The sequence below is a fragment of the Nonomuraea sp. C10 genome (assembly GCF_008017515.1).
Taxonomy (GTDB): Bacteria; Actinomycetota; Actinomycetes; order Streptosporangiales; family Streptosporangiaceae; genus Nonomuraea; species Nonomuraea ferruginea.
Map to the genome: position 1 here is coordinate 5,815,430 of NZ_VPFF01000001.1, position 17,596 is coordinate 5,833,025.

At 71.4% G+C, this 17,596-nt stretch carries 18 protein-coding genes; 7 read left to right on the forward strand and 11 right to left on the reverse strand.

What is annotated here, in order from left to right:
- The first annotated feature begins 2 nt into the window (after positions 1–2).
- Genes FR742_RS26650 through FR742_RS26660 form a run of 3 tightly spaced genes read left to right on the forward strand, consistent with a single transcriptional unit; the run spans position 3 to position 3,353 of the window.
- Positions 3–1,445, forward strand: coding sequence for an aldehyde dehydrogenase family protein (locus FR742_RS26650; RefSeq protein ID WP_148033478.1), 1,443 nt, complete (start codon positions 3–5; stop codon positions 1,443–1,445).
- On the forward strand, positions 1,442–1,900 hold the full coding sequence (locus tag FR742_RS26655; protein WP_148033479.1) for a DUF3598 family protein: 459 nt from the start codon (positions 1,442–1,444) through the stop codon (positions 1,898–1,900). Before FR742_RS26650 ends, FR742_RS26655 begins: the two co-directional genes overlap by 4 nt.
- A 28-nt stretch (positions 1,901–1,928) precedes the next feature.
- Positions 1,929–3,353, forward strand: a complete 1,425-nt coding sequence (locus tag FR742_RS26660) for an FAD-dependent oxidoreductase (protein ID WP_222709064.1) — start codon at positions 1,929–1,931, stop codon at positions 3,351–3,353.
- Here FR742_RS26660 and era read toward each other — a convergent pair.
- The 8 genes from era to FR742_RS26700 all read right to left on the reverse strand — a co-directional run bounded on the left by era (position 3,344) and on the right by FR742_RS26700 (position 9,242).
- On the reverse strand, positions 3,344–4,252 hold the full coding sequence (gene era / locus FR742_RS26665) for a GTPase Era (protein WP_261808755.1): 909 nt from the start codon (positions 4,250–4,252) through the stop codon (positions 3,344–3,346). The genes FR742_RS26660 and era overlap by 10 nt on opposite strands.
- A gap of 17 nt (positions 4,253–4,269) precedes the next feature.
- The gene (locus FR742_RS26670) at positions 4,270–4,740 is read right to left on the reverse strand and encodes an NUDIX domain-containing protein (protein ID WP_315970632.1); all 471 of its coding nucleotides are present in this window, start codon (positions 4,738–4,740) and stop codon (positions 4,270–4,272) included.
- Between the two features lie 8 nt (positions 4,741–4,748).
- Positions 4,749–5,069, reverse strand: a complete 321-nt coding sequence (locus FR742_RS26675) for a cytidine deaminase (RefSeq protein ID WP_148033482.1) — start codon at positions 5,067–5,069, stop codon at positions 4,749–4,751.
- Between the two features lie 10 nt (positions 5,070–5,079).
- Positions 5,080–5,619: a hypothetical protein gene (locus FR742_RS26680; protein WP_148033483.1), complete on the reverse strand. Its 540-nt coding sequence runs from the start codon at positions 5,617–5,619 to the stop codon at positions 5,080–5,082.
- A gap of 391 nt (positions 5,620–6,010) precedes the next feature.
- Positions 6,011–7,330, reverse strand: coding sequence for a hemolysin family protein (locus FR742_RS26685; protein WP_187281317.1), 1,320 nt, complete (start codon positions 7,328–7,330; stop codon positions 6,011–6,013).
- Complete coding sequence (gene ybeY, locus FR742_RS26690; RefSeq protein WP_148033485.1) at positions 7,303–7,779, reverse strand: rRNA maturation RNase YbeY; 477 nt, start codon at positions 7,777–7,779, stop codon at positions 7,303–7,305. Before ybeY ends, FR742_RS26685 begins: the two co-directional genes overlap by 28 nt.
- Positions 7,776–8,804, reverse strand: a complete 1,029-nt coding sequence (locus FR742_RS26695) for a PhoH family protein (RefSeq protein ID WP_148034833.1) — start codon at positions 8,802–8,804, stop codon at positions 7,776–7,778. The genes ybeY and FR742_RS26695 overlap by 4 nt, the downstream gene beginning before the upstream one ends.
- A gap of 93 nt (positions 8,805–8,897) precedes the next feature.
- Positions 8,898–9,242, reverse strand: a complete 345-nt coding sequence (locus FR742_RS26700; RefSeq protein ID WP_148033486.1) for a histidine triad nucleotide-binding protein — start codon at positions 9,240–9,242, stop codon at positions 8,898–8,900.
- A gap of 302 nt (positions 9,243–9,544) precedes the next feature.
- On the opposite strand from FR742_RS26700, the gene FR742_RS26705 reads away from it, so the two are divergent.
- Together FR742_RS26705 and FR742_RS26710 are read left to right on the forward strand one after the other, a co-directional pair.
- Positions 9,545–10,057: a SigE family RNA polymerase sigma factor gene (locus tag FR742_RS26705; RefSeq protein ID WP_148034834.1), complete on the forward strand. Its 513-nt coding sequence runs from the start codon at positions 9,545–9,547 to the stop codon at positions 10,055–10,057.
- Positions 10,054–10,695, forward strand: a complete 642-nt coding sequence (locus FR742_RS26710; protein WP_148033487.1) for a hypothetical protein — start codon at positions 10,054–10,056, stop codon at positions 10,693–10,695. The genes FR742_RS26705 and FR742_RS26710 overlap by 4 nt, the downstream gene beginning before the upstream one ends.
- 60 nt (positions 10,696–10,755) lie before the next feature.
- Here FR742_RS26710 and FR742_RS26715 read toward each other — a convergent pair whose 3' ends face one another.
- Positions 10,756–11,481, reverse strand: a complete 726-nt coding sequence (locus tag FR742_RS26715; protein WP_148033488.1) for a 16S rRNA (uracil(1498)-N(3))-methyltransferase — start codon at positions 11,479–11,481, stop codon at positions 10,756–10,758.
- A gap of 188 nt (positions 11,482–11,669) precedes the next feature.
- On the opposite strand from FR742_RS26715, the gene FR742_RS26720 reads away from it, so the two are divergent.
- A complete protein-coding gene (locus tag FR742_RS26720; RefSeq protein ID WP_187281318.1) occupies positions 11,670–14,387 on the forward strand; it encodes a nitrate- and nitrite sensing domain-containing protein in 2,718 nt (905 codons plus the stop codon).
- 19 nt (positions 14,388–14,406) lie between these two features.
- On the opposite strand, the gene dnaJ is transcribed toward FR742_RS26720, so the two are convergent.
- Positions 14,407–15,549, reverse strand: a complete 1,143-nt coding sequence (gene dnaJ, locus FR742_RS26725) for a molecular chaperone DnaJ (protein WP_148033490.1) — start codon at positions 15,547–15,549, stop codon at positions 14,407–14,409.
- An 11-nt stretch (positions 15,550–15,560) separates the two neighbouring features.
- Positions 15,561–16,580 carry a heat-inducible transcriptional repressor HrcA gene (hrcA, locus tag FR742_RS26730; protein ID WP_148033491.1) on the reverse strand — a complete coding sequence of 340 codons (1,020 nt, stop codon included), beginning with the start codon at positions 16,578–16,580 and terminating at the stop codon, positions 15,561–15,563.
- A gap of 446 nt (positions 16,581–17,026) precedes the next feature.
- On the opposite strand from hrcA, the gene FR742_RS26735 reads away from it, so the two are divergent.
- The gene (locus FR742_RS26735; protein ID WP_261808756.1) at positions 17,027–17,587 is read left to right on the forward strand and encodes a hypothetical protein; all 561 of its coding nucleotides are present in this window, start codon (positions 17,027–17,029) and stop codon (positions 17,585–17,587) included.
- The last annotated feature ends 9 nt before the right edge of the window (positions 17,588–17,596 follow it).

Genomic DNA, 17,596 nt, shown 5'->3' on the forward strand with positions numbered 1-17,596 from the left:
ACATGCCCAGGGAGATCCACGTCCGGAACCCCCGCACCGGCACCCCGGACCACACCATCGTCGCCGCGGGCGACGACGAGATCATCGCCGCCGCGGGCGCGCTGCGCGCCCGCCAGAGCGCGTGGGCCGCCCAGCCGGTCGAGCGGCGCGCCGAGGCGCTGCGCGCGTTCGGCGACGCGGTCACCCGGCACCGCGACGAGCTGGTCGCCCGGCTGGAGACCGACACGGGACGCCGCTGGGTCTCGCAGTTGGAGGTCGACTCGGTGCTGACCAGCATCGAGCGCACCTGCCGGTACGCCGAAGCCGCCTTCGCCCCGGAGGATCCGGCCCCCACCGCCGACCCCGACGTGCATGTAACCGGCGACCTGGTGCCGTACCCGGTCGTGGCGGTGATCTCGCCGTGGAACTTCCCGTTCCAGCTCGCCCTCATCGACGCGGTGCCCGCCCTGCTGGCCGGGTCGGCGGTGCTGCTGAAGCCGAGCGAGGTGACGCCGCGCTTCATCCCCGTGCTGCGCGCGTGCGTGGCCGAGGTCGAGGAGCTGGCGGGCGTACTCACCGTGGTGGAGGGCGACGGCGCCACCGGCGCCACCATGGTCGCGGTGGCCGACGCGGTGTGCTTCACCGGCAGCGTGCGCACCGGCCGCGCGGTGGGCCGCGCGGCCGCCGAGCACTTCATCCCCGCCTTCCTTGAGCTGGGCGGCAAGGACCCGGCGATCGTCACCGCCTCGGCCGACCTGGACGCCGCCTCCTCCGCCATCCTGTGGGGCTCGACGATCAACTCCGGCCACTCCTGCATGTCCATCGAGCGGGTGTACGTGGACCGCGCGGTGGTCGAGGAGTTCACCGAGGCGCTGGTGGCCAAGGCCGAACAGGTCGAGCTCGCGTACCCGGACATCGGCGACGGCCAGATCGGGCCGATCATCAGCGACGCCCAGGTGGACGTCATCCGCGAGCAACTGGAGGAGGCCGTCGCCAAGGGCGCCGTGATCCGGACCGGCGGCACGATCCAGTATCTCGGCGGCGGCGCCTATCTGCGGCCCACCGTGCTGACCGGCGTCGACCACTCCATGCGGGTGATGCGCGAGGAGACGTTCGGCCCGATCATCCCGATCATGCCCTTCGACGGCGAGGACGAGGCCGTCACGCTCGCCAACGACACCGAGTTCGGGCTGAGCGCGGCCGTCTTCGCCGCCACCGCCGAGCAGGCCGCCCCGGTCGCGCACCGGCTGGAGGCCGGGGCGGTCAGCGTCAACGACGTCTGCCTGACCGGCATGTTCCCCGAAGCGGAGAAGAACTCCTTCAAGTCGTCCGGGCTCGGCGCGTCCCGCATGGGGCCGCCGTCCGTGCGGCGCTTCCTCCGCCGCCGCGCCCTGCTCATGCGGGGCAGCGCCGGCATCCGCCCCTGGTACTACGACGGCACCCCCACCCAGACGGAGGAACGATGACCATCGCCGACATCCTGCGCGACATGTCCGGAGTGTGGGAGGGCACCTACACCGTGCTCGCCCCCGACGGCACCGTGCTGGAGCGCTACCCCAGCCGTCAGGAAGGCCGGATGGAAGGCACCGACTGGACCGAGAAGGTCGTCTACCTGCGTGAGGGCGCCGAACCGGCGGTGCGGCACTACCGCGCGATCGTCGACGGCGACTCGGTCGAGTTCGTCGACACCGAGATGTGGGGCGCCACCGCCCGCGCCGGCGACCAGGCCATCGTGTTCACCTTCGGCTGGAACGACCGCCCGCAGGAGCGCATCGTCGAGATGTCGATGCCCACCGGCGACTATCGCACCCGCCTGTGGCAGCACTTCGAGGACGGCGCGCTGAGCCGCCTCACCGTCATCGAGGAGCGCCGCATCCCCGGCGCCGAGCCCGAACGCTGGTACGTGCCGGCCGGCGCCTGACCGTACCCGAATCTCAGGAGAATCACTGGTGGAACTGGACTACGACCTCGTGGTGGTGGGCGCGGGCACCGCGGGCATCCCGTGCGCGGCGGAGGCCGCGCACGGCGGCGCCCGGGTGCTCCTGGTGGAGAAGGACCACCGCGTCGGCGGCACGCTGCACATCTCCGGCGGCCACATGGCGGCCGCGGGGACGCGGCGGCAGGCCGAGCGCGGCATCGCCGACTCCGTCGAGGCGCACCTGGCCGACATCCGCCGCATCAGCGGCGGCACCGTCCGCGAGGACCTCGTCCGCACCGTGGTGGAGAACGCCGCCGAGACCGTCGACTGGCTCGACGGTCTCGGCTTCCGCTTCGCGCCGGAGACGCCGCGCGTCATCTACGGGCACGAGCCGTACACGACCGCGCGCACCTACTACGGCGTGGACGAGGCGGTGTCGATCCTGGAGGTGTACGAGCGGGTGCTCGCCGACGCCACCGCCACCGGCCGCCTGGAGCTGTGGAAGAACGCCCCCGTGATCGAGCTGCTGACGGGCGGCGACGGCCGCGTCACCGGCGTCACCGTCCTGCGCGACGGCCAGGACGTACGGGTGAGCGCCCGCCACGTCGTGCTGGCCACCGGCGGGTTCGCCGCGGAGCCCGAGCTGTTCCTGGAGCTGGAGGGCGCGCCCCTGGTGTCGGCCGCCCATCCGACCTCCACCGGAGACGGCATCCTGCTGACCAGGGAGCTCGACGCCGGCATCCAGGGCACCGGCTCGTTCCTGCCGAGCTTCGGCGGCCTGCCCCACCCCACCACCCCGGGCAAGGCCAACTGGTCCGACCGGCAGCTGCTCGTCGCCGCCGAGCGCCCGCCCGTCGAGATCTACGTGGACAAGACCGGGCGACGCTGGGTGGCCGAGGACGAGCCGTCCATCGACACCAAGGAACGCGCGCTCACCCGCATCCCGGACATGACGTTCTGGACCGTGTTCGACGACGCGATGCTGGAGTCGACCCGGTCGGGCCGCCCGCTCGTGGTCGGCTGGACGCCCGAGGAGCTGCGCGCCCAGGCCGGCGTGCGCGAGGGCGTGCACCGCGCCGCCACGCTGGAGGAGCTGGCCGGACAGACCGGCATCGACGCCGAAGGGCTGGTCGCCACCGCGGCCCGCTACAACGAGGCGGTGGCCGCCGGGTCCGACCCCGACTTCGGCCGCGTCCACCTGCCGCTGCCGCTGGCCGAGGCGCCCTTCTACGCGATCCGCAACCACGCCATCTCGCTGGTGACGTTCGCCGGCCTGGACATCGACGACGGCTTCAGGGTGCGCCGGGCCGACGGCGAGCCCATCACCGGCCTCTACGCCATCGGCGAGGTCATCGGCGCCGCCGCCACCTGCGGGCAGAGCTTCTGCTCCGGCATGCTCGTCACCCCAGCGATCACCTTCGGCCGGCTGCTCGGCCGCCGCCTGGCTCAGTCGTAGAAGCCGAGCCTGCGCAGCTGCTTGGGGTCGCGCTGCCAGTCCTTGGCCACGCTGATGCGCAGATCGAGGTAGACGCGGGTGCCGAGCAGCGCCTCGATCTGCTTGCGGGCGTTGGTGCCGACCTCACGCAGCCGCTCGCCCTTGCGGCCGATGACGATGGCCTTCTGCGACGGCCGCTCGACGAACATGTGGGCGTAGATGTCGAGCAGGTCGTCGCGGTCGGCCCTGGGCAGCATCTCGTCGACGACGACCGCGATCGAGTGGGGCAGCTCGTCGCGCACGCCCTCCAGCGCCGCCTCCCGGATCAGCTCGCCGACCAGCACCTGCTCCGGCTCGTCGGTCAGCCGGCCGTCCTCGTACAGCGGCGGCGACTCGGGCAGGTGGCACACCAGCACGTCGGCCAGCACGTCGAGCTGCTCGCCCGACTGCGCCGACACCGGCACCACGTCGGCGAACTCCTCTATCTCCGACACCGCCACCAGCTGCTTGGCGATCTGCTCCTTGCTCGCCAGGTCGCACTTGGTGACCACGGCGATCACCGGCGTCTTCTTGACCGCCGCGAGCTTGCCCGCGATGAACCGGTCGCCCTTGCCGATCGGCTCGTTGGCCGGCACGCAGAACCCGATCACGTCGACCTCGGTCAGCGTCGACAGGACCAGGCTGTCGAGCCGCTCGCCGAGGAGGGTGCGCGGGCGGTGGAGCCCCGGCGTGTCGACGATGACGAGCTGCGCGTCGGGGCGGTGTACGATGCCCCTGATCACCCGCCTGGTCGTCTGCGGCTTCGACGAGGTGATCGCCACCTTCGTGCCGACCAGGGCGTTCATGAGCGTGGACTTGCCGACGTTCGGCCTCCCCACGAAGCAGGCGAATCCGGCGCGATGGCTGTCTGGCGAGGTCACATAGTGATTCTCGCCCATCAGGAGGCCTGCGCGCGCCACCAGGCGAACACCTCGGGCATCACCAGCGGCATCCACGGCGGCGTCGGCAGCCCGCCGAGTTCCTCCTCCCGGACCCACCTGGCTTCCCTGATCTCGTCGTCGTCGGGGGTGGGCGTGCCCGACACGAGCGCGCACCCGTACACCGCGATCATGAACGCGCACTCGTGGCCGTTCGGGTAGCGCACCCGGAACTCCGGCCCGCCGTAGACGCCGATCAGGCCGCGCACCCGCACGTCGATCCCGAGCTCCTCGCGCAGCTCGCGACGCACGGCCTCCTGCGGGCGTTCGTCGGGGTCCACGGCGCCGCCGGGCGCCGCCCACAGCCCTCCGTCGCCATGGAGGGCCAGCAGCAGCCGGCCCTCGTCGTCGAACACGCAGCCGCAGACCGACGGCATCATCAGCAGGTCGGGCCCCAGCTTGGCGCGCACCTCCGCGAGGTAGGGCGACATCGGCATGCTCAGCCCCGCAGCGCGCCGTCGGGGCCGGCCACCAGGATGGCCGTCACGCCCAGCTCCGCCGCCACGGCCCGGTCGTCGTCGGACGGCCCGTCGCCGCCGGTGACCAGCGCCACCGCCTCCAGCGAGCGGGCGCCGCTCGAGACCGCCGTCGCCACCGCCACCTGCACGGCGGACAGCCGCAGCGCCGCCAGCGTCACGTCGGTGGCCGCGTACGTGCGGCCGGTCTCGTCGCGCACGGCCGCGCCCTCGGCGGAGCCGTTGCGGGCCCGCGACGCCCGCGCCAAAGTAATGATCTTGCTGTCTTCAGGATCGAGTGTCACGAGGACAAGGTTAGGGGCTGGCCATCCGCATCACGGCGTCGAGGAGCTGGCGGGTGCGCTGCGGCTCCACCTCGGCCATGCTCGTGTGCACCAGCGAGACCAGCATGTCGCCCGAACGGGCCAGCACCACGTCCAGCGCGTACGGGTAGCCGTTCAGCCGGCCGCGCAGCTCGCCCGACACCGCCTCGTCCCCCACGTCCGCCACCGGCACCAGCGTGGCAGTCAGGTGGGTGCCGCCTTTGGCACGTACCTCCCGGCACGCCCTCAGCGACCCCGCCAGCGCGGCCATGTGCTCGTCGGCCGCACCGGCGTACCTGGCCAGCCCCACCCCGACCTGCTCGCCCAGCTCGTCGCCCTGGTAGCTGGCCGCGGCCTGCGCGGTCAGCCCCCGCTCCGGCGCCCGGCCACCGGCCGCGTCGAGCACGGCCCGGCAGTTGCGGTCGGCCGGCGTGAACGGCGCCCGCCACGCCTGCTCCGAGCGCGGTGAGAAACCGTCGGGCAGCCGTGGCTCCTTGCTGAGGATCTCCTTCATGTGGGCAAGCGCGCGCACGTCGAGCCCCTCTGTGCCTCCGCAGGCCGCAAGAGCGCCGGCCAGGAGCCCACAGACGATGATCCGGGTTCCGCGTTTCATGATTCCCCCCGGTGCCCAGCCTCCCCGAGCAGCGAAAACGGCAATCCACCGGAGTTACCAATAAACGATCAAACGCTAAAAGGGTGCCCTCGCCCGGTTATCCGGACGAGAGCACCCTTTACGCCGAACAACGTCCGACCGGCTAGCTGGCCAGAACGTTGTCGTCCCCCCAGGAGCGCCCTGCCGCATGAACCCCCCTGCGGCGGGGCGCTTCCCCCTCCGGCACCCACCGCACAGGGTGCCGGGAAACAGACTCGCGGACCCCGCTTGCAACTCGCTTGACGACCGCTTGCCGCGAACCGGGCAGAGGTCACTCCTGCTCGGCCGCGGCCGGCACCGCGTCGTCCTGATCGGCCCGGACCCGCCGCACCACCACCGTGCTGATCCGGTTGCGCCGGCCGGCCAGGCTCTCCGCGGTCAGCTCAAGCCCCGCCACCTCAGCCCTCGACCCCGCGATCGGCACCCGCCCCAGCGCGTGCGCGAGCAGGCCACCGACCGTCTCCACGTCGTCGACCTCGATCTCGGCGTCGAACAGCTCACCCAGCTCGTCGACCGGCATCCGCGCCGTCACCCGCACCCCGCCGTCGGGCATCGGCTCCACCCGCGGCGCCTCCTGGTCGTACTCGTCGGTGATCTCCCCGACGATCTCCTCCAGCACGTCCTCGATCGTGACCAGACCCGCGGTGCCGCCGTACTCGTCGATCACGATGGCCAGATGCGTCTGCCTCGCCTGCATCTCACGCAGCAACTGGTCGATCGGCTTGCTCTCCGGCACGTACGTCGCCGGCCGCATGATCGACTCGACCGTCTCCTTCTCGCCGTCACCGCCCGACTCGTGCACCCGGCGGGTGATGTCCTTGAGATAGGCGATGCCGATCACGTCGTCCTCGTTCTCGCCCACCACCGGGACCCGCGAGAAACCGCTCCGCAACGCCAGCGACAGCGCCTGCCTGAGCGTCTTGCCCCGCTCGATGTAGACCATGTCGGTGCGCGGCACCATCACCTCGCGCACCAGCGTGTCGCCCAGCTCGAAGACCGAATGGATCATCTCCCGCTCGTCGGGCTCGATCACCCGGCGCTCCTCGGCCAGGTCGACCAGGTCACGCAGCTCGGCCTCCGAGGTGAACGGACCGTCGCGGAACCCCTTGCCCGGGGTCAGCGCGTTGCCCAGCAGGATGAGCAGCTTCGGCAGCGGGCCGAAGATCTTCGTCAGCCCGTACACGATCGGCGCCCCCGCGAGCGCGATGGGCTCGGCGTGCTGACGGCCCAGCGTGCGCGGCATCACGCCCACGATCACGTAACTCACCAGGATCATCACCGCGGCCGCGGAGAAGTAGGCCCAGCCCTGATCGTCCAACAGATCGATGAACAGCAACGTCGCGATCACCGTCGCGACCAGCTCACAGCTCAGCCGTAGCAGGAGCAGCAGGTTCAGATAGCGCGGCGCGTCCGTGACGATGGCGTGCAGCCGCTGGGCGCCACGCCTGCCGTCGCGCACGGCCTCCTCGGCGCGGACCCGCGAGATCCGCGTCAGCGCCGTCTCCGTGCTGGCGATCAGGCCACCGACCACAACGAGGACGATGGCCAACGGCAACCAGGCGTTCACCGCGAGCTGCGCACCTCCCGCCACCCTTCGAGCAACCGCGCCTGAAGACCGAACATCTCCTTGTGCTCCTCAGGCTCCGCATGATCGTAACCGAGCAGATGCAGGATGCCATGGGTGCAGAGCAACTCGATCTCGTCCTGAGCGCTGTGCCCGGCCTCCTCCGCCTGCCGCGCCGCCACCTGGGGGCACAGCACCACGTCACCCAGCAGCGCCGGATCGGCCGGCCCCTCGGACTCGCCCCTGGCGCCGCCGCCGGGCCGCAGCTCGTCCATCGGGAAGGCGAGCACGTCCGTCGGGCCGGGCTCGCCCATCCACTTCTCGTGCAGCTCGGCCATCACGTTCTCGTCGACGACCACGAGCGACAGCTCGGCCAGCGGGTTGATGCCCATCTCGGACAGCACGTGGGTGGACAGCGCGACGAGCGACTCCTCGTCGACGCCCACCCCGGACTCGTTGTTGATCTCGATGCTCATCGTCGCTTACCCCGCTGCTGAATCGGTTCGGGAGTGCGCAGGGCGTCATAGCGGCCGTAGGCGTCGACGATCTCGCTCACCAGCTTGTGACGCACCACGTCGGCGCTCGTCAGCTGCGAGAAGTGGATGTCGTCGATGCCGTCGAGGATCTCCTGCACCACCCGCAGACCGCTCACCGTGCCCGCCGGCAGGTCGACCTGCGTCACGTCACCGGTCACCACGATCTTGCTGTTGAACCCGAGCCTCGTCAGGAACATCTTCATCTGCTCGGCCGACGAGTTCTGCGCTTCATCAAGGATGATAAATGCGTCGTTAAGGGTCCTACCGCGCATATATGCGAGGGGCGCCACCTCGATCGTGCCCGCCGCCATCAGCTTGGGGATCGAGTCGGGGTCGACCATGTCGTGCAGTGCGTCGTACAGCGGCCGGAGGTAGGGGTCGATCTTCTCGTACAGCGTGCCGGGCAGGAAGCCGAGCCGTTCGCCGGCCTCGACCGCCGGGCGGGTGAGGATGATGCGGTTGACCCGCTTCTCCTGGAGCGCCCGGACCGCCTTGGCCATCGCCAGGTAGGTCTTGCCGGTGCCGGCGGGGCCGATGCCGAACACGACCGTGTGCTTGTCGATGGCATCGACGTAGCGCTTCTGGTTGGCCGTCTTGGGGCGGATGGTGCGCCCGCGCGAGGACAGGATGTCGAGCGACAGCACTTCGGCCGGGCGCTCGGAGGTCATCCGGAGCATGGCGATGCTCCGCTCGACGGCGTCGGGTGTGAGGTCGCCGCCGCTGCGCAGCACTTCGACCAGCTCCTCGAAGAGCCGGACGACAGTGCCGCTCTCGTCGGGGCTGCCGGTGACGGTGATCTCATTGCCGCGGACGTGGATGTCGGCCTTGAAGGCGCCCTCGATGACGCGTAGCAGCTCGTCGCGGGAGCCCAGGAGGCTGACCATGGGGTACTCGTCCGGAATCAGCACCTTGGCTTGTGTGCGCGTTGGAGGTGCCGTGCGTCGGGATTCGTGTAGTTCGGACATGGGCAGGCCAGCGTGGCCTGATGCCTCCCGGTCTCGAGGGCTTATCTTCTTCACCCATCGTATCCGGGGGCGGAACGTTTCCTCGCGGCAATATCAGCCGGGCGGCCATGTCAGGTTGCGGCCGCCCAGAACGTGCGCGTGCACGTGGAAGACGGTCTGCCCGGCGCCGGGTCCGGTGTTGAACACGACCCGGTAGCCCTCGTCGGCCACGCCTTCCTGGACGGCGACCGCGTGCGCGGCCTTGAGCACCTCGTCGGCCAGCCCCTGGTCGGCGCGGGCCAGCGCGGCGGCGTCGGCGTGGTGCTCCTTGGGGATGACGAGGACGTGGGTGGGGGCCTGCGGGTTGATGTCGCGGAACGCGAGCGCCCCGTCGTTCTCGTAGACGATCTCGGCCGGGATCTCCTTGGCCACGATCTTGCAGAACAGGCAGTCTGTCATCCGATCACCTTACCGATAGGGGTGGCTCTCCTGTCCGTAAGCCTCGACGACCCTGACCTGCTGCTCGGCATGTACGCTGATCAGCGTTGCGAATCGGTGACCGGATCCGTCGTGGCACCCGAAGATCCCCGCGGTTAGGGTGTCAGTGCACCATCGCAGCGAACGATTCAGCCTCGGGCGAGACCACCTGGCGAGGACACAACTGGGTCATGCCCCCAAAGGAACCGGAAGAACGTAAACCGTCAGGGAAGGCCGCGCGTCCCACTGATGTGACCACCGAAACCCTCCTGGTCGACAGATCCATGGGGGCGGTGCCGGTCGGGTGGGACGCCGACATGGCCGTGACCGCGCTTTACAGTGCGCATTTTCGGTCATTAGTTCGTCTCGCCGTGTTGCTGGTGCGCGACATGGCAACCGCGGAGGAAGTCGTGCAGGATGCGTTCGTCGCCATCCACGGCGCCTGGCGCAGGTTGCGTGACCCCGACAAGGCGCTCGCCTACCTACGGCAGTCCGTCGTCAACCGGTCCCGGTCCGTGCTGCGCCATCGGGCGGTCGTGGAGAAGTACGCCCCCAAGGGCCTGCCCGACGCGCCGAGCGCGGAGCACGGCGCCATCGGCGAGTTCGAACGGTCCGCGGTCATCGAGGCGTTGCGGGCGCTACCGTCTCGCCAGAGGGAGGCACTGGTCCTTCGTTACTACGGTGATCTGTCCGAAGCCGAGATCGCCCACGCCATGGGCATCAGCAAGGGGGCGGTGAAGAGCCACACGGCACGTGGCATGGCCGCCCTGCGTTCCGTCCTGGAGAAGATGTCATGACCCAGCCCCCCGACGAGTACGGCGAGGTCCTGCGCCGTGCCCTCCGTGCGGAGGCGGACGCGGTCGTGCCCTCGCCGGACGGGCTCGACGTCATCCGTACGAAGATCGAGCGGCGCGGCGCGCGCAACCTCTTCTGGTGGCGGGCCGGGGCGGCGGCAGCGAGCGCGGTGCTGGTGGCGGGCACGATCGTGATGGTGGTGCCCGACCTGCGCCAGCGCGTCGTCGAGGCGCCCTATCTCGAGGTGCGCACCACTTCCAGCGCCACCCCGCCGGCGAAGTCCTCGACCAGCCGGCCCGCCTCGCCCAAGTCGACCGTACGGGAGAGCGAGCCTCTGGTCGTGCCGCCGCCGACGTCGTCCGAGCCGTCGCAGAAGCAGGAGCCCCGCCCGTCGGAGACGGCCCGCTCGACCGCCAAGCCGACGCCCACCCCCACGCCGACCCCCTGCCCGTCGACGGCCGACCAGGCGGAGCAGCCGGCCGACTGCCCTGAGGCCGACGATCCGCCGACGCCTTCGCCGTCCGAGCCGGAAGCGTCGCCCACGCCGACGCCGTGCCCGGACGAGGAGTGCTCGACGCTGGACCCGGTGCCGACCATCTCGGACATGCCCAGCCCTCTGATCAGCGCGAACACGTCGTGACTCCCTTCCCTGACCGCCGCGCACTCCCCCACCCACCCGCGTCACCGGCCCTCCCGGGTGTCACCAGCGTCCCGTACGGGTGAGCAGGACCGCCGCGGCGGCCACCCCCGCGGTCGAGGTGCGCAGCACCGTCGGCCCCAGCAGCACCGGCGTGGCCCCCGCCGCCAGGAACTCCGCCAGTTCAGGCTCCGACACCCCGCCCTCGGGCCCGACCACGACGACGATGTCACCGTCGTCCGGGAGCGCCACCCGCGACAGCGGCGCCGCGGCCTCCTCGTGCAGCACCAGCCCCAGCGCCGCCCCGGCCAGCAGCTTCACCGCCCCGGCCGTCGAGACCGGCTCGGTCACCTCGGGCAGATGGAAGCGCCGGGCCTGCTTGCCCGCCTCACGGGCCGTCGACCGCCAGCGCTGCAGCGCCTTGGCCACCTTGTCGCCCTTCCACTGGGTGATGCTCCGCGACGCCTGCCAGGGAACGATCACGTCAACACCGGCCTCGGTCATCATCTCGACCGCCAGCTCGCCCCTGTCACCCTTCGGCAGCCCCTGCACGACGACCAGTCTCGGCCTGGGCGGCGCGACCTCGTACCTGCCCCGGACCTCCACCCGCAGCGAGTCCTTGAGCACCTCCAGCACCACGCACTCGGCCACCGACCCCGCCCCGTCGGTGAGATCCACCCGCTCCCCGGGGCGCAACCGCCTGACGGTGGCCGCGTGACGCCCTTCGGGGCCGCCGAGCACCAGCTCGGGGCCGTCGAGCTCGCCCGTCAGGAACACCGGAACCGTCACCAGCCACCTCGGATTCTCCACGTTACGCAGCCACACGAACACCCTGCGCAATATCGTGTCCCGTGCAGCCTTCCTGAGATCACTCTACGAGGGGGTCGATGGCCGTCTCTCCCGCTCGCCGACGCGCGCCAGAACCGGGCGGTGTCCGAGACCACGTGTCGCGGCCGTTGCGCGTCAGGACGCGTCTCGTGCTCGTGCTGGCCGTGCCCACACTCCTGCTGATCACCGGGATGGCCGCGGAGTCGGCGGCCCGCCTGCACGCCCGCGCCGACGCCGACGCCACGGCCCGGCACGCGACACTGGTACTCGCCGTCCAGGATCTCGTCCACGCGCTCCAGCGCGAACGTGCCCTCCTCACGGCGCTGCTCGCCGGCGAGCCGCGCGTCAGGCCCGAACTCGCCCCCGCCCGCCACGCCACCGACCACGCCCGTTCGGCCCTCCCCCGCCTGCTCGCCACCGCCCCTCCCACCGCGTACGGATCAGTACGCGACGCGCTCGCCCGCCTCCCCACCCTCGACCGCCCCCGCACCGGCACCCCTGCCCTCGCCCTGTCCCCCGACGCCCCCGCCACTCCCGGCGGCCCCCTTTCCCGCACCCGGCAGGCGACTCCCACACCGACCGGACCGCTGGTGGGCCCGTATGGCGCGCTCGTGAGCCCAGGAGCCGCCACCCTGACCACAACCACCGATGGCGTCGCGCCGCCCACGTGGGACATGACCGCTGATGGCGCCGCGAACCCCACCCTCGACAGGACCGCCGAAGGTGCCTCAGACCCCGCCGTGACCCCTACTCAGGACGCCGTGGCCGGTACCGAAGGGGCGGGGGTCGCCGACGTGACTTCCACCCAGGGTTTGACCGGCGAGACCGAAGGCGTCGGTGCCGAGATCGGTGCGTCCGTTGGTCGGAGGGCGCCGGTGGACAGGGGACCGAAGGTGCGGCAGGACGTCTTCGAGGCGTTCACCGATGTGATCACGGAGTTGGCCGACGGGTCGTTCGGCGCGGAGTCAGGCCGGACAGACCCGTCGCTGCTGAGACGGTTGCAGGCGCTGGAGGCCATCAGCCGGGCCAAGGAGGCGGCCGCACGGCAGCGGGCGGTGGTCACGGCGGCCTTCGCGACGGGCGCGTTCACCCAGGTCGAGTACATCACCTTCCTGGAGGCCCGCGCCTCCATGACGGACGCCCTGGACCGGTACCGCCGAACCGCCGGTCCTCAAGGCGTGGCCGCGCTGGAGCGGACACAGCGGGGCGCTCCGGCGGCCAGGACGGCACGGCTGGAACGCCGGGCCCTCGCCGCCTCCCCCGGCACGCCTCTGACGGTCCGCACGCGTACCTGGCTCTCGGCCAGCGGCGCCTACGCCGACGCCCTGCGCGCCGTGCAGCACGCGGCCGGACGCGAAGCACATGTCCTGGCGACGGCGGCCCGCGAACGCCACACCCGGCACCTGACCTGGCTGGCCGGTCTGGGTGCCGCGTTCCTGCTGGTCATGGGGGCGCTGGGGGCGCTCATGGCACGTTCGATCACGCGCCCCCTCCGCAGGCTCACCGGCGAGGCCACCGCCCTGGCACGCCACATCGCCACCCTGGAGGCAGCGGAGACGCCCCGCCTCGCCGTCCCCGGCCCGCCCCCGTCCGGCCTCCACGCCCCAGGGACTCGCCCCGCCCACCTGTGGCGCGCCTACGACGCCTCTTTCCCTCTGCCGTCGGCACGCCTTCCAAGCCTCGGAAATGCCTCGTACGGGAGAGAAACCCGCAGAGCCGGGACTCCAGGCCAGCCGGCGAGCCGCCCGACCTCGGACGCGCACCCGGACCACTCACGCGAAGTCCCAGGCCTCCCATTCCGCGTCAAACACCCACTCAGCGACAGAGCCCACTCACTTCCCAGCAAGCACCCCCTCAGGGTCGAGCCCACGCACGAGAACACAACCCGGGACAAGCACCCTCTGGAGGTCGCGCCACCGTACGAAAGCACATCCCGCGACAAGCACCTCCAGGGAGGCGAGCCTCCGTACGAGAGCACGTTCCGCCTCGGTGAGGAGCCCGCGCAGGGGACCGTTTCGGGCTTCGGGGGCGCCTCCTCCGGTGGGGAGGGCTCGGACAAGGTCGGCGGGGCGATCCGGAACGGGGGAACCGCTGGGGAGTTCGCGCGGCTGGCAGGGGCGCTGGGTGACATACATGAGGCGGCGGTGCGGATCGCGGCCGGGCGGGCGGCGATCCGGCGGGACGCGGCCGCGTCGCTGGGCGAGCTGGGGACGCGGCACCGGGATCTGGTGCACCGGCAGCTGACGTTCATCAGCGTGCTGCAGCGCGACGAGTCGGATCCCGCCGTGCTGGCCAGGCTGTGCGAGCTGGACCGCGTGACCAGCCGTCTGCGCAGGAACGCCGAGAGCCTGCTGGTCCTGACCGGCACGCGGGGGCAGCGGCGCTCGTCGGAACCGGTGCCGGTGGACGAGGTGCTCCGGTCGGTGCTGGCCGAGGTCGAGGAGCACCACCGGGTGGCGCTGCGGGTGGTGGGCCGGGCGCACGTGCGGGGTCCGGTGGTGGCGGAGGTGGCGCACATGCTGGCCGAGCTGATGGAGAACGCGCTGGGCTACTCGCCGCCCGAGTCGGAGGTGGACGTGGTGTCACGCGCCGCCGAGGGTGAGTGCCGCGTCACGATCTCCGACTACGGCATGGGCATGACGGCCGGGGAACTGGCCGCGGCCAACGCCCGGCTGCGGGGCGAGCAGAGCTTCCTGGTGGCGCCGACCCGCTGCCTGGGCCACCACGTGGTGGGCAGGCTGGCCGAGCGGCTGGGCGTGCGGGTGTCGCTGCATCCGTCGCCCGGCCGCGGCGTCACGGCACAGGTGACCCTCCCGGAGGAACTCCTGGCGGCGCAGCCCGCGGAGGCGGTCAACGGGGTCCGCTGACCGGCCGCCGCGCCCGTCGTCAGCGGCCGTTGAAGGCGTCGCGGAGGCGGGAGAAGAAACCCTGCTGGCCGGGCGCGAACTTGCCCGGCGGCCGCTCCTCGCCGCGCAGCTTGGCCAGCTCGCGCAGCAGCTCCTCCTGCGGGGGGTCGAGGCGGGACGGGGTCTCCACGTTCACGTGGATGAGCAGGTCGCCGCGGCCGGTCTCGTTGAGGCGCTGCACGCCGCGACCATACATGGTGATGACCTGACCCGACTGCGTGCCGGGGCGGACGTCGATCTCCTCGGCGCCGTCGAGGGTCTCGACGGTGAGCACGGTGCCGAGCGCGGCGGCCGTCATCGGGATCTGGACGGTGCAGTGGAGGTCGTCGCCGCGCCGCTCGAAGATCTCGTGGGAGCGCTCGACGATCTCCAGGAAGAGGTCGCCGGGCGGGCCGCCGCCGGGGCCGATCTCGCCCTCGCCGGCGAGCTGGATGTGGGTGCCGTCCTCGACGCCCGCGGGGATGCGGACCTTGATCGTGCGGCGGGTGCGGACCCGGCCGTCGCCCGAGCACTCCTGGCACGGGTGGCGGATGATGCTGCCGAAGCCGCCGCACTGCGGGCACGGCCGCGTGGTCATGACCTGCCCGAGGAAGGACCGGGTGACCTGGGAGATCTCGCCGCGGCCGTTGCACATGTCGCAGGTGTCGGGGTGGGTGCCGGGCGCCGCGCCGACGCCCTGGCACACCTCGCACAGCACGGCCGTGTCGACCTGGAGCTCCCGGGTGGTGCCGAACGCGGTCTCGCGCAGGTCGAGCTCGACCCGGATCGTCGCGTTGCGGCCGCGGCGGGCGCGCGAGCGCGGGCCGCGGGCGCCGCCCGTGGCGGTGCCGAAGAACGCGTCCATGATGTCGCTGAACGGGAAGCCGGCGCCGAAGCCGCCGCCCGGCGCACCCGCCCCGGCGCCGCCGAACGGGTCGCCGCCCAGGTCGTACATCTGGCGCTTGTTCGGATCGGAGAGCACCTCGTAGGCCTGCGTGATCTCCTTGAACCGCTCCTGCGTGGCGGGGTCAGGGTTCACGTCGGGGTGCAGCTCGCGGGCCAGCCGGCGGTAGGCCTTCTTGATCTCGTCCTGACTGGCGTCACGGCGCACCCCGAGGGCGGCGTAATAGTCGCTGTTTGCCACTTATCGACCTCTTAAGATGCAGCCAGAATCTGGCTGACGTAGCGTGCCACCGCGCGCACGGCGCCCATCGTCACGGGGTAGTCCATCCTGGTGGGGCCCAGAACGCCGAGCCGGGCCAGTTGGTTGTCGCCTTGACCGTATCCCGTCGCGACGATGGACGTGCCCCGCAGTCCGGTGTAGGCGTTCTCCGATCCGATGCGCACGGTGAGGGCGGAAGGTGTGTCTGAGGAAGTCTCGCCGAGCAGGCGCATGAGCACCACCTGCTCTTCCAGCGCTTCGAGCACCTCGCGCAGGCCGACGCTGAGGTCGGCGCCGGCGAGGTTGGCCGCCCCGGCGAACACGATCTTCTCGTCGTGCCGTTCGACGAGCGTCTCCAGCAGGACGGACAGGATCGTGGCCATCGCCGGCCGCTCGTCGACCGGCAGCCGCTCGGGCAGGTCCGAGACCAGCTCGGGCACGCTGCTCAGGCCGCAGCCGTCGAGGCAGTCGTTGAGCACCCCGCGCATGTGGGCGATGCGGTGCTCCTCCACCACCTCGGGCAGCTCGACCATGCGCTGCTCGACGCGGCCCATGTTGGTGATCAGCACCAGCATGACGCGGCGGTCGTGGAGCGGCACCAGCTCGACGTGGCGCACGGTCGAGCGGTTGAGCGTCGGGTACTGCACGACGGCGACCTGACGGGTGAGCTGCGCGAGCAGCCGCACCGTGCGCATCACCACGTCGTCGAGGTCGACCGCTCCCGCCAGGAACGTCTCGATGGCCCGGCGCTCGGCCCCCGACAGGGGCTTGACCTGGGAGAGCCTGTCGACGAACAGGCGATAGCCCTTGTCCGTCGGCACGCGCCCGGCGCTGGTGTGGGGCTGGGCGATGTAACCCTGCTCCTCCAGCGCCGCCATGTCGTTTCTCACGGTCGCCGGCGACACCTTCAGATTGTGACGCTCGGCGAGCGCCTTGGAGCCCACCGGTTCGTTGGTCGAAACGTAGTCTTCGACAATGGCGCGTAGCACCGCGAGCTTCCGATCGTCGAGCACGTGCGCACCTCCTACCGCCGCTTTCAGGGAAACGCCAGACCTAGCACTCTGTGTTCCCGAGTGCCAAGTGTACGGGTCTCGCTCACAGGGTGCGATAACACCGTTGTCCCCGCTGCTGGCACGCGTGAACGACAAGCATCACAATTGCCGACATGAACGACAATCCACCCCAGCGGCCTGTTGATCCGCCTTCAGGGCAGGATCCTCCTTTTGGTCAGCCTTATCCCCAGGGTGAACCTTCCCCGTACGCGCCGCCACCCCCACATTCCGGCCCGAACCCGTACGGATCTCAACCCCCCGGCCCCTACGGGCCCCCGCCCCAAGCGGGTCCCGGGCCGTACGGCGGGAGTCCGTACGGTCAGCAGCAGCCCGGCTACGGGTACGGGCAGCAGCCGCAGTTCGGCGGGCCGCAGTACGGGCCGCCGGGAGCACCCTACGGACGCCAGGTGGACCCGAAGGAGCTCCGCCCGCGGCTGCGGTGGATCGCGGTCGCGTGGGGCGTGGCCGTCGCGTGCGTCGTGGCGGGCGTGGTCCTGTTCGTCACCGGCATCGTGAACACCGTCGAGGACATCGCCCCGTCCACGACGTTCGCCGCCGGCGAGACGGTCACGGTCTCGCTCGACCCCGACGACCGACCGTCCGTCTACGTCTCCACCGACGCCCGGGTGAACTACCGCTGCGAGATCTCCGGCGGGCCCGGCCAGGCGCGGCTCGTCAACGCGCCGGGCTCGCAGACGGTCACGGCCGGCAGCCGGACGTGGGAGCAGATCCTGCTGGTCAACGCGCCCGCCGCGGGCGAGTACCAGCTCACCTGCGTCATCCAGGAACAGGGTGACGTGCTGTTCGGCGTGGGCAGGGACGCGCTCTCGGCGGCCGGCGGCATCGTGGGAGGACTGGCGGCGCTGCTGCTCATCCCCGGCGTGGGCGTGCTCGGCGCGATCATCGTGACGGTGGTCGTCCTGATGCGGCGGAGCGGCCATCGCAAGCGCCTCGCGACGGCCGGGTGATTTGCTACG